An 11,696-nucleotide genomic window follows, 5' to 3' on the forward strand; every position below is an offset into this window, starting at 1 on the left:
GATGCATAATCAAGCAGCAATGATTATGAGAAAAATAACTAACAAGGGAACATTATGAAATTTAGATTATTAGCAACCAGTGTTGCTGTAACACTGGCGCTGAGTGGCTGCGCAAGTAACTCACAGTCAACTGTGGTTAAAGAAGTCGAAATTGAGCAGCAAGTAAGCCAAGATGATAACCGTGTATTTAGCCAAGATTACCTATTAGAAGAGCTTGAGAATGGCCTTCGCGTGATGGTCGTTAAAACAGATTACCCAGATGTTGTGTCACTGCAAATTCCAGTATCGGTTGGTTCACGTAATGAAGTTGAAGCAGGTAAAACTGGTTTTGCACACTTCTTTGAGCACATGATGTTTAAAGGCTCTGAAAAGTTCCCGCAAGATGTGTATTCAGATATTTTAAAGAACTCAGGTGTTGATAATCGCGCGTATACGACCAACGATTACACTAACTATCACTTAAACTTCTCAAAAGAGCACTTAGATAAAGTGCTCGAAATTGAAGCTGATATTTTCCAAAACCTGACTTACAGCGAAGAGCAGTTCCGTACTGAAGCGCTGACTGTAAAAGGTGAATATTTAAAGAACAATGCCAGCCCAATTCGTAAGTTACTTTCTGCCGTTCGTAACGAAGCATTCGAAAAGCATACCTATAAGCACACCACCATGGGCTTTTTCGAAGACATTGAAGCCATGCCTGATCAAATGGCGTATGGTAAAGAGTTTTTCGCTAAATTTTATAAGCCCGAGTACGTATCTTTAGTCATTGTTGGTGATGTTGATCCACAAGAGACCATGGCAATGGTGAAAAAGCATTGGGGTAATTGGCAAAAAGGCGATTACCAAGCAGATATTCCTGTTGAACCAAAGCAACAAGCAGCAAAATATGTACATGAGAAAAATGATGGTTTACCAGGTCACTGGTTGCTTGTTTCTTATAAAGGCACGGAATGGGATCCTACTCAAAAAGACCGTGCTGCTCTCGATTTGATCTCACAGCTTTATTTCTCTAATAACTCGGCACTTTATCAAGAACTTGTTGTTGATAAACAAATTGCCAGCCAAATGTTTACCTATAACCCAGATACTAAAGATCCGGGTTTATTACATGTTTTTGTAAAAGTCGAAAACGAAGCGGACCTTGCGAAAGCTCGTGATGCGATTAACCGTACCTATGCACAAGCACGTACTGAGTTGGTTGATGCACAAAAGTTAGCTGATTTAAAATCTAACTTAAAGTATAGCTTTATCAATGGTCTTGATTCATCCCAGTCAATAGCTTCAACACTTGCACGCTACATGCACTTTGAGCGTGACCCTGAAGTGATTAACCAACTTTATGCCACTGCTGATAGCATCACTCCTGAGGATATCAAAGCGGTAGCAAACAAATATTTTGTTGATCCAAGCCGTACTACGGTGACAATGTCGGCGCTTGATAAAGTGGCTGGTTTTGAGCAAGAAGTTGATTTAAATGCCTTGGTTGCCAGTATCGAGCAAGCCCCAACAGAGCGTCACTTTAAAGTACTTGATAAAACAAATAGCTCACCATTAGTTGATGTTAATTGGTTATTTAATACAGGTGCAGCGGCTGATCCACATGGTAAAAAAGGTTTAGCAGCACTCACTGCAGCGATGCTAGCGCAAGGTGGCTCAGAAACTATGAGCTACAAAGATATTCAAAAAGCGTTATACCCACTAGCGGGAAGCTTTGGCTATCAAATCGATAAAGAGATGATTTCACTACGTGGCCGTGTACATAAAGATAATGCCGCGCAGTGGTATGCACTTGTTAGCGACCAGTTGTTAAATCCAGGCTTTAGAGAAGATGATTTCAAGCGTCTGAAAAAAGAGCTTATTGATAGCATAAAAGCAGGTCTGAAAGCGTCAAATGACGAAGAGCTAGGTAAAGAAGTGCTTTATCATCAGCTTTATAAAGGCCATCCGTATGAAAGCTATAACTATGGTGATTTATCAGACCTTGAAGCACTTACACTTGACGATGTAAAAGCGTTTTATGCTAACCAGTTTACTCAATCTAAGTTAACAGTGGGTCTAATTGGTGCGATTCCGAGTGATGTTAAATCGACTATGATGAAAGATTTAACATCGCTTCCACAAGGTAAAGAAAGCCGCTTAACGATTCCTGATGCGCCTGAACTTAAAGGTCATCATGCAACGATTGTTGAAAAATCAGCGCAATCTACCGCTGTGTCATTTGGTTTCCCAATCGATACAATTCGTAGCAGCGATGACTGGACAGCGCTTTGGTTAGTTCGCTCTTACTTTGGTGAACACCGCAGCTCAAATAGCTTCTTGTATCAGCGCATTCGTCAAACCCGTGGTATGAACTATGGTGACTATGCATACATTGAGTACTTCCCGCGCGGTATGTTCCAAACTAAACCTGATGCTAACTTAGGTCGTTCAGAGCAAATTTTCCAAGTGTGGTTACGTCCGCTTCGTTCTAATAACGATGCGCACTTTGCAACGCGTACAGCATTATTTGAGCTTGATAAGCTAATTAAAAATGGCATCAGCAAAGAAGATTTTGAAGCGACTCGTAACTTCTTAATTAACTTTGTGCCACAAATGGTTGCAAGCCAAGATCGCCAGTTAGGTTATGCACTTGATAGTGAGTTCTATAACACTGAGAGCTTTGTTGACTATGTGCGCGGCAAGCTTGAAAAGCTAACCCTTGATGATGTTAACCGTGTTATTCGCGATAACCTGCAAACAGAGAATATTCACTATGTGTTTATTACAGGTGATGGCAAAGACATGCAAAAGCGCCTAGCTTCAGAGCAAACATCACCAATGGTGTATAACGCTGAAAAACCAGCAGAACTTGTTGCTGAAGATAAAGTGATTGCAGACTATAAGCTTGCAATACCAGCGAAAAACATTTCAGTACTTGATGTCGAAAAAGTATTTCAGTAATAACTGAATAAACAGGCTCTAATCAATGCCCCTAATCAGGGGCATTTTTCTATGTTTAATGGCTCGATGTTATCAGCAACCATAAGCTGATTTCGGCCAGCTTCTTTTGCTTGATAAAGCGCACTATCAGCCATTTCAATGAGTAACATGGCATCATCACTGCTACTAGGGTAGATAGTTGCTAAACCAATACTAACCGTCAAGGGATGATCGGCAAGCTCTGGTAATTGAAGCGTATTTAGCGCTGCCATAAAACGCGTCACGAGTTTTTGTGCTTGATGGTTTTGGGTGTTACCAAGTACCAGTACAAATTCTTCACCGCCGTATCTAGCGCACAAGTCACCAGGTCTGCGAGTATAATCTGGTAATAGTTTTGCCACTTCTTTTAAGCAAATATCACCCACCAGATGACCAAAGTTGTCGTTAAGAGACTTAAAGTTATCAAGGTCAATCATGGCTAACGACAAGGGGTGCTTTAAACGTGCACAGCGACTCCACTCTTGCTTATAAAAATCATCAAAATGACGTCGGTTAGCTATTTGTGTGAGGCCATCGATACGGGCGAGTTCTTGTACTTGCTGCTCGGCGATTTTACGTTCGGTAATATTCAAGTGGCTGATCACAACATAACCTGCTGTGCCAAGTTTTAAAGGCACTGCGCGCATCATAAACCAGCGGTTTTCGGTATCACTGTGGCAAGGGTACTCGAGGTAAAACTCGGAGAGTTGTTGATTAATAACTTGGTGTATTCCTGTGTAGGCTTTTGCACCGAATTCATCGCCATGGGCTGCAGCAGATTTACAAACAGCTAAGTAGTTTTGCTCTTCCCACAGGGTATTGCAATTACAGTTATTTTGCTCGCCGAATGTTTGCCAGCTGCGATTTACAAACTTGATATCACCCGAGTCATTAATCACCACAATATGTTCAGAGATCGTATCGAGTATTGATCTTAGAAACTCTTTTGATTCAACCACATTAGTTCCTAGCCATTGTCACTTTTTTAAGGTTAGCAATAAATGCTGGGTTTTCACCGTGGTTTACATAAAAAACAATTAATAAGGTGTTGTCTTTTACTTATAGCTTGGCTATTTGAAAGTAGATATCTACAGGTATTTGTAGGTGCTGATATGAAAAAACTGCCAGCACCTAGCTCAACGCTCAGTTCTGACAGTTATATTTTATTTATATGCTTAGAAATGCTAAAGCATTGCGCCAATTTTAACTGCTAGTGCAAATAGCATGGTTGCTATTACAAAGCCGATAAGTGTGGCGTAGCCGCGTTGTTCTTTGGTCATCTATCACTCCTAAAAAATAACAAATACCGTTACCATACCAAGGGCAAAACTCACAAACGAAGAAGTCGCTACGATTGCAGCGAGGTTTTGCTTACTCACTGCATGTGTTGTGCTTTGTTCAGATACTTCGTCATCGAGCTTAATAAGCTCACCTTGGCGCACTTCAAAAACTGCGCATAGGCTCATGGTGGTTTCTTTTGATGCCGCACCTTCTTTTTCAACTCGTTGAATGGTACGTAGGCTTACATCACAGGCATCGGCCAGTTGCTGCTGCGTCCAGTCGAATTTAAGTCTAAGTGCTTTTATTGTATTAGGGTTCAGTTGCATTACTTACTTCCCAAGAAATGGTTCAATAAAAGTAACGACTGCATAACCCGATATTGCACCACCAATAAAACAGCCTAAGGTAACCAAAGCCACTTGTTTTGGATTATCAGTAAGTGAGGTTTGTGTGCTCTGTTTAACTAATTTGTCAGCTTTATAAAACGAACATTCAAGCTTGCCTGTCAGTATATTTTTCATCTCGAATTTGACTGCATAAGCATTACCTTGGTAGTTAAAGTCATGATGACTTTTAAAGCCGAAGCTGCGCTTTTCACTTACTAATTCGTCGTTTACATATATTTGTTCTTTACCGCTCATGATATGACCAAAGCATGCGATTTGGTTGTCACCATCTTGAAAGTAAAATTTATAACCTAGTTTGTGTGAGTTTAGTACGTCGTTTTTCATCATCGTTTCCTTGTTAAGTTGATGATGTAAATTTAATGATTATTTTTGTTTTTTACGCCGTCAGCGATATGCCAGTTCCTATTTTGGCATATGACAGGCAAGATGTCATATCTGTTTTGTTATTGAAAAATAAGCACTTTAATTAATTTTCTCGGCTGGTGTTAGAATTTGCTACTGTCATATGCGATTGGCAAAAAAGCACAGCAAAAAGAGTAAAAATAGGTATTGTTACTCTGGTTATTAGATATAACCAGAACAAATAAACAACGGGTTAGTACATATTGCTACAAATCCGTTAAACTTAAGGCTTAGCAGTTAGGTACAACCAGAAAGGCAATATTATGCGTCATGAAATTTGGCAAAAGCTTCGAGATGAAGCAAACGAAGTCGTTTCCCGCGAACCGCTTTTAGCAAGTCACGTTTATTCGTGTGTGTTAAATCATGAATGCTTAGGTTCGGCGCTGAGCTTTATTGTGGCAAATAAACTTGCAGATGCGGTGGTATCAGCATTTACTATCCGTGAATTATTCGACCAAGCCTTTGTTAAATGTGACCTAATGCTGACGCATGTAGCTCATGATATAAAAGCAGTTAAAGATCGCGACCCTGCGGCCGATAGTTACTTAACTGTTATTTTGAACCTTAAAGGCTTCCATGCAATACAAGCACACCGACTCGCAAATTGCTTATGGCAACAAAACCGAAAAGAGCTTGCTCGCTTCATTCAGAGCAGAACCTCAGAAGTATTTGGCGTTGACATCCATCCTGCTTGTAAAGTTGGTCATGGTATTATGTTTGACCATGCAACTGGGATTGTAATTGGTGAAACAGCGGTTATTGAAGATAACGTATCGATTCTACAATCTGTAACCTTAGGTGGTACGGGTAACGAGCAAGGTGACCGTCATCCGAAAATTCGCGCTGGTGTATTAATTGGTGCAGGCGCTAAGGTACTAGGTAATATCGAAGTAGGAGAGGGGGCGCGTATTGGTGCAAACTCTGTTGTGTTAAGTGCGGTTCCAGCGCACACAACTGTGGTTGGGGTACCTGCTAAAGTGGTTGGTAAACCGAGCTGTCCCTGTCCAGCTGAAAGTATGAATCAAAACTTTTTAGATGATGGCACGACTTCCGCTAGTAATGCCTCTCACACCAGTGCTATGTTGTAGTTTTACACTATAAATGAGCAATGGAATTGTCTAAATTATCCTTCGGATTAGCTGTTGCAGCGTCATTTATTTGTGGCGCTGTCGCTATGTCACTTTTTCAATCTACTCCACAACAGCTACAAACTTATCAGCAACAATTTGTTGAAGAACAAATAGCTCAAGCACCAGAGCCGCAAGCTATAACTGTTGCGCCTGTAATTAATAAAGAAGCCGCTGAAGTTAATTCAGATAGTTCAGTAGCTGATAGCAAAAGCGAGCTTGAGCAACAAATAGCAGAGTTAAAGTTACAAGTCGAAAATCAACAAGCTGTGATTGCTAGTTACCGTTCAAGTGCGATACCTCCACAGCAAATCGACTCACACTTAGATGAACTTTATAACTTGTTAGAAGAGCAATCTCGGGATGAGGCTTGGGCCTATCAAGTTGAAACAGCCATGAGTGATTTTTTAATCATGGCCGATTTACCAGTGCAACCACAGCTTAGTGTCTCTACATGCAAAAGCTCTGTGTGTCAGTTTAAGCTATTGCAACCAGAGGATGTTGATGATTTGCCAAGTCATTATTGGCGTAACATGACCGATAAGATGATGGAACAAAGCTGGTGGAAGCAATTTAAATTTACCTCCACCACCTCAAGTGACGATAGTCTAACAATCATCGCAAGCACGCAGTAATTTTATACAACTTTTGATTGTAGCTGCCCATCTGCAATCTCGGTGGTTATAAGCTCACCAGAACTTACATCGTTAACCGATTTCACTACACTACCGTGCTGGTTTTTAGTAATACTATAACCACGTGCTAACACACTGAGTGGGCTCACAGAATCTAAACGACTCGCTTGTAAAGAAAGCTGGTTTCGAGAACTTGAAAGTTGCTGTTGCATCGCTTGTGTAAGGCGGGCATGTAATTGTGCCAGTTGATGCTCGCTTTTCGCTAACTGTTTTTCAGGAGAGCGTTGCATCAAACGTGGTGTTAGGTTAGCAAGTACTCGCTCATATTGCTGGATTTTGCCACTCATTGCGCTGTGTAAGGCCAAACTAAGTTCATCTAGTTTTTGCGCTTGTTGATTGAGTTGATTACGGGGATGGCATAGCTGCAAGCGATGCTCAAATTGAGTGGCAGTACTGCGTTTTACAGCTAAAGAGTGTTTAAAGGCATGATTTAAGTGCCTAACTAACTGCGTAACTTTGTTATGTAGCTCTTCGGTATTTGGGCTAACTAGCTCCGCTGCTGCAGAAGGTGTTGCGGCGCGAATATCGGCAACATAATCACTGATTGTGGTATCGACCTCGTGACCAACAGCGCTAACAATAGGTAAGCGACTTTCAAAAATAGCGCGAGCTAATTGCTCATGGTTAAAACACCACAAATCTTCGAGTGAACCACCACCGCGACCTAAAATAAGCACATCTACTTCGTTACGTTGATTGGCGATGTTTATTTTTTCTATTAATTGGCTGTGTGCATCTGCACCTTGCACCATAGCTGGGTAAATCACGACTTCAAGCTGCGGAGCACGGCGTTTAAGTACCGTTAGAATATCGCGTATAGCCGCACCTGTGGCTGAGGTGATCACCCCAACACGATTAATATTGGTTGGTAATGGTTTTTTGTGGGCTGAGCTAAATAGGCCTTCGGCAGCTAAGCGCATTTTAAGCGCATCAAACTCTTGCTTTAATAAGCCTTCACCTGCAGGGGCCATATGCTCAACAATCAGCTGATAATCACCACGAGGTTCATACAAAGATACGCGGGCACGCACAGTTACTTGTGCACCATTGCTCGGGCGAAAAGTTTGGCCGCGATTATTGCCGCGCCACATTGCCGCTTTTACCTGTGCTCGGTCGTCTTTTAAAGTAAAGTACCAATGTCCAGATGCAGGGGCTATAAAGTTAGAAATTTCACCATTTAAGATAAGCGATGAAAAGCCTTGTTCTAAAACATGGCGAATTTCCTTATTTAGGCGCGAGACCGTGTAAACAGGCTGTGTTGATTGCGTAAAAGCCATTAAAAACCCCAGTAAAAAATTCTCTGTGTACTTTAACACAAATAAATGAATAATTTTATTTACTCGTGCTCACAACGCTGATAAAATTTGGCCGCAATTCCTTATACTCAGATCCACATGTGAGAAGTTGCACTATGCTAAGAATCGCTAAAGAAGCTCTTACCTTTGACGACGTACTTTTAGTACCAGGTCATTCTACTGTTTTGCCACACTCGGCAAATATTTCAACTCGCTTAACGCGTGGTATCAATCTTAACTTGCCGCTAGTTTCAGCATCTATGGATACTGTAACAGAAGCACGCTTAGCGATTGCTTTAGCGCAAGAGGGCGGTTTAGGTTTCATCCACAAAAACATGACAATTGAAGAGCAAGCTAAAAACGTTCGTAAAGTTAAAACTTACGAAGCGGGCATTGTTTCTTTCCCTGTTACTGTGACTGCGGATCTTACAATTGCTGATGCTATCGCGCTTTCAGAAGACAAAGGTTTTTCAGGTTTCCCTGTAACCGACGCTGACAATAACCTTGTTGGTATTGTGACAAGCCGTGATATGCGTTTTGAAACGAAACTTGAGCAACCTGTCTCAACAGTAATGACGAAAAAAGAATCGTTAGTGACTGTTAAAGAAGGTGCAGACCGTGAAGAAATCTTAGGTTTAATGCACGAGCACCGTATCGAAAAAATTCTCGTAGTTGATGATGCATTTAAACTTAAAGGCATGATCACTGTAAAAGATTATCAAAAAGCACAAGATAAGCCGCATGCATGTAAAGACGAGCAAGGTCGTCTACGTGTAGGTGCTGCTGTTGGTGTTGGTGCGGGTACTGATGAGCGTATCGCAGCGCTTGTTGAAGCAGGTGTTGACGTATTACTTATCGATACATCACATGGCCATTCACAAGGCGTTATTGACCGTGTTGCACAAACACGTCAAGCATATCCAGATCTACAAATTGTAGCAGGTAACGTTGCAACAGCTGAAGGCGCGATTGCCCTTGCTGACGCGGGTGTTGATGCTGTTAAAGTAGGTATCGGTCCTGGTTCTATTTGTACTACTCGTATCGTAACAGGTTGTGGTGTTCCTCAAATTACTGCTATTTCTGACGCGGTTGAGGGCTTAAAAGGCCGTGATATTCCTGTAATTGCTGATGGTGGTATTCGTTTCTCTGGTGACATCGTAAAAGCACTTGTTGCAGGTGCATCATGTGTAATGGTTGGTTCAATGTTAGCTGGTACTGAAGAAGCACCGGGTGAAGTTGAGTTATATCAAGGTCGTTACTACAAGTCATACCGTGGTATGGGTAGCCTTGGTGCAATGAATCAAAAAGAAGGTTCATCAGACCGTTACTTCCAAAAATCAAATGAAGCAGACAAGCTTGTTCCTGAAGGTATCGAAGGCCGTATTGCTTATAAAGGTCCTATCGCGACAATTATCCACCAACAAGTGGGTGGCCTTCGCAGTGCAATGGGCTTAACTGGTTGTGCAACAATTGAAGAGTTAAATACTAAACCTCAATTTGTTCGCGTTACTTCAGCCGGTATGGGTGAGTCACACGTTCACGATGTGCAAATCACTAAAGAAGCGCCAAACTACCGCTTAGGTTAATTACCTTAAGGTATTGAAATTACATGGGCTAGCATCTGCTAGCCCTAATTTATTGATCATCTCCCTTTAGGGGAGCAGTTCCTGACTAACGAGATACTCCATGAGCAAAGACATTCACGATTCACGAATTCTCATTTTAGATTTTGGTTCGCAATACACACAGTTAATCGCACGTCGTATACGTGAGATTGGTGTTTACTGTGAGCTATGGGCATGGGATGTAACTGAAGAGCAAATCCGCGAATTTAATCCACAAGGTATTATTTTGTCGGGTGGCCCTGAGTCTACAACACTTGAAAACAGCCCACGTGCTCCTGAGTATGTATTTAACGCAGGCGTTCCAGTACTTGGTATCTGTTACGGCATGCAAACAATGGCAACGCAACTAGGTGGTAGCGTTCACAGCTCTGATAAGAAAGAGTTTGGTTATGCGCAAGTTGAAAAAGTAGGTAACTGTGCGTTATTCGATGCTATTGAAGACCACATTACTGACGGCGGTGCAGGCGTACTAGACGTTTGGATGAGCCACGGCGATAAAGTGATGGAAGTACCAGAGACTTTCAAAACAACTGCTAAAACTTCAACATGTCCACATGCTGCAATGTCTTGGGAAGAAAAACGTTTTTATGGCGTACAGTTCCACCCAGAAGTAACTCATACTCACCAAGGTTTACGTTTACTTGAGCGCTTCGCGATTGATATCTGTGGCTGTGAAAAGCTATGGACACCAGCTAAAATCATCGACGATGCAATTGAGCGTATTAAGGAAACTGTAGGTGATGACGAAGTTATCTTAGGTTTATCAGGTGGTGTTGATTCATCTGTAGTTGCCATGCTTATTCACCGTGCAATCGGCGACAAGCTAACGTGTGTATTCGTTGATAACGGTCTTCTTCGTTTAAACGAAGGTCAGCAAGTTATGGATATGTTCGGCAACAAGTTTGGCCTAAACATTGTGAAGGTAGATGCTGAAGATCAATTCTTAGCAGATCTTGCTGGTAAACATGACCCTGAAGATAAGCGTAAAGCGATTGGCCATACCTTCATTAAAGTATTTGACGAGCAAGCTAAAAAGCTGAAAAGCGCTAAATGGTTAGGTCAAGGTACTATCTACCCAGACGTAATCGAATCTGCTGCATCAGCAACAGGTAAAGCACACGTAATCAAGTCTCACCACAACGTAGGTGGTTTACCAGACGATATGGAAATGGGTCTTGTTGAGCCGTTACGTGAGCTATTCAAAGATGAAGTACGTAAAATTGGTCTTGAGCTTGGTCTACCATACGACATGCTTTACCGTCACCCATTCCCAGGTCCTGGTTTAGGTGTTCGTGTACTTGGTGAAATCAAGAAAGAGTACTGTGATTTACTACGTCGCGCAGATGCTATCTTCATTGAAGAACTACACAAAGCAGAGCTTTACCACAAAGTAAGTCAAGCCTTCACTGTATTCTTACCAGTTAAATCGGTAGGTGTAATGGGTGATGCGCGTAAATACGACTGGGTTGTATCGCTACGTTGTGTAGAAACAATCGACTTCATGACGGCACGTTGGTCACATTTACCTTATGAGTTCTTAGGTGTGGTTTCTAACCGTATCATCAACGAAATCGATGGTATCTCACGTGTTGTTTACGATATTTCAGGTAAGCCACCGGCAACAATCGAGTGGGAATAATTTTATTATTCTGACCTGAATTGGTACAAAAACGGCGAATTAGCTTGCTAATTCGCCGTTTTGTTTATTTAAGAAGCAGTTAAACTAAAAACTGTGTTTTTTTACTTTACCTTTGAAAAAAGCTCTATATAATTCGTCGTCATTGCAGGGGCGTAGTTCCAATTGGTAGAACAGCGGTCTCCAAAACCGACGGTTGGGAGTTCGAATCTCTCCGCCCCTGCCATTTCTTCCTTCTTTACTTTAATCGCAAATCTCCCTATATTACTT

Annotated in this window: 9 protein-coding genes and 1 tRNA gene; 6 read left to right on the forward strand and 4 right to left on the reverse strand. The window is 41.7% G+C overall.

What is annotated here, in order from left to right; translation table 11 throughout:
* The first annotated feature begins 54 nt into the window (after window positions 1-54).
* Window positions 55-2,940, forward strand: a complete 2,886-nt coding sequence (locus MTF66_RS31210) for a pitrilysin family protein (protein ID WP_248529587.1) — start codon at window positions 55-57, stop codon at window positions 2,938-2,940.
* Window positions 2,941-2,975: 35 nt separating this feature from the next.
* Here the strand turns inward: MTF66_RS31210 and MTF66_RS31215 are convergent, their stop codons facing one another.
* The 3 genes from MTF66_RS31215 to MTF66_RS31225 form a co-directional block, all read right to left on the reverse strand.
* Window positions 2,976-3,917: a sensor domain-containing diguanylate cyclase gene (locus tag MTF66_RS31215; protein ID WP_248529588.1), complete on the reverse strand. Its 942-nt coding sequence runs from the start codon at window positions 3,915-3,917 to the stop codon at window positions 2,976-2,978.
* Window positions 3,918-4,247: 330 nt separating this feature from the next.
* Window positions 4,248-4,565: a helix-turn-helix transcriptional regulator gene (locus MTF66_RS31220; protein WP_248529589.1), complete on the reverse strand. Its 318-nt coding sequence runs from the start codon at window positions 4,563-4,565 to the stop codon at window positions 4,248-4,250.
* A 3-nt stretch (window positions 4,566-4,568) separates the two neighbouring features.
* The gene (locus MTF66_RS31225) at window positions 4,569-4,973 is read right to left on the reverse strand and encodes a hypothetical protein (protein WP_308200277.1); all 405 of its coding nucleotides are present in this window, start codon (window positions 4,971-4,973) and stop codon (window positions 4,569-4,571) included.
* 338 nt (window positions 4,974-5,311) lie between these two features.
* Here MTF66_RS31225 and cysE point away from each other — a divergent pair, with 338 nt between their 5' ends.
* Together cysE and MTF66_RS31235 are read left to right on the forward strand one after the other, a co-directional pair.
* The gene (gene cysE / locus MTF66_RS31230; protein ID WP_058585718.1) at window positions 5,312-6,136 is read left to right on the forward strand and encodes a serine O-acetyltransferase; all 825 of its coding nucleotides are present in this window, start codon (window positions 5,312-5,314) and stop codon (window positions 6,134-6,136) included.
* A 26-nt stretch (window positions 6,137-6,162) separates the two neighbouring features.
* Window positions 6,163-6,810, forward strand: a complete 648-nt coding sequence (locus tag MTF66_RS31235) for a hypothetical protein (protein WP_248529590.1) — start codon at window positions 6,163-6,165, stop codon at window positions 6,808-6,810.
* 2 nt (window positions 6,811-6,812) lie between these two features.
* On the opposite strand, the gene xseA is transcribed toward MTF66_RS31235, so the two are convergent.
* Window positions 6,813-8,147: an exodeoxyribonuclease VII large subunit gene (gene xseA / locus MTF66_RS31240; protein WP_248529591.1), complete on the reverse strand. Its 1,335-nt coding sequence runs from the start codon at window positions 8,145-8,147 to the stop codon at window positions 6,813-6,815.
* Between the two features lie 134 nt (window positions 8,148-8,281).
* Between xseA and guaB the strand changes: the two genes are divergently transcribed.
* The 3 genes from guaB to MTF66_RS31255 all read left to right on the forward strand — a co-directional run bounded on the left by guaB (window position 8,282) and on the right by MTF66_RS31255 (window position 11,652).
* On the forward strand, window positions 8,282-9,751 hold the full coding sequence (gene guaB / locus MTF66_RS31245) for an IMP dehydrogenase (protein ID WP_248529592.1): 1,470 nt from the start codon (window positions 8,282-8,284) through the stop codon (window positions 9,749-9,751).
* 100 nt (window positions 9,752-9,851) lie between these two features.
* On the forward strand, window positions 9,852-11,429 hold the full coding sequence (gene guaA / locus MTF66_RS31250; protein ID WP_058585715.1) for a glutamine-hydrolyzing GMP synthase: 1,578 nt from the start codon (window positions 9,852-9,854) through the stop codon (window positions 11,427-11,429).
* Between the two features lie 146 nt (window positions 11,430-11,575).
* Window positions 11,576-11,652, forward strand: a tRNA-Trp gene (locus MTF66_RS31255).
* Window positions 11,653-11,696: the final 44 nt, after the last annotated feature.

The organism is Pseudoalteromonas sp. 2CM39R (assembly GCF_023161845.1).

Excerpts from the sequence above, each read along its gene's own strand:
- MTF66_RS31210 (WP_248529587.1), top strand. The coding sequence starts at position 55 with ATGAAATTTAGATTATTAGCAACCAGTGTTGCTGTAACACTGGCGCTG.
- MTF66_RS31220 (WP_248529589.1), bottom strand. The coding sequence starts at position 4,565 with ATGCAACTGAACCCTAATACAATAAAAGCACTTAGACTTAAATTCGAC.
- MTF66_RS31225 (WP_308200277.1), bottom strand. The coding sequence starts at position 4,973 with ATGATGAAAAACGACGTACTAAACTCACACAAACTAGGTTATAAATTT.
- cysE (WP_058585718.1), top strand. The coding sequence starts at position 5,312 with ATGCGTCATGAAATTTGGCAAAAGCTTCGAGATGAAGCAAACGAAGTC.
- xseA (WP_248529591.1), bottom strand. The coding sequence starts at position 8,147 with ATGGCTTTTACGCAATCAACACAGCCTGTTTACACGGTCTCGCGCCTA.
- guaB (WP_248529592.1), top strand. The coding sequence starts at position 8,282 with ATGCTAAGAATCGCTAAAGAAGCTCTTACCTTTGACGACGTACTTTTA.
- guaA (WP_058585715.1), top strand. The coding sequence starts at position 9,852 with ATGAGCAAAGACATTCACGATTCACGAATTCTCATTTTAGATTTTGGT.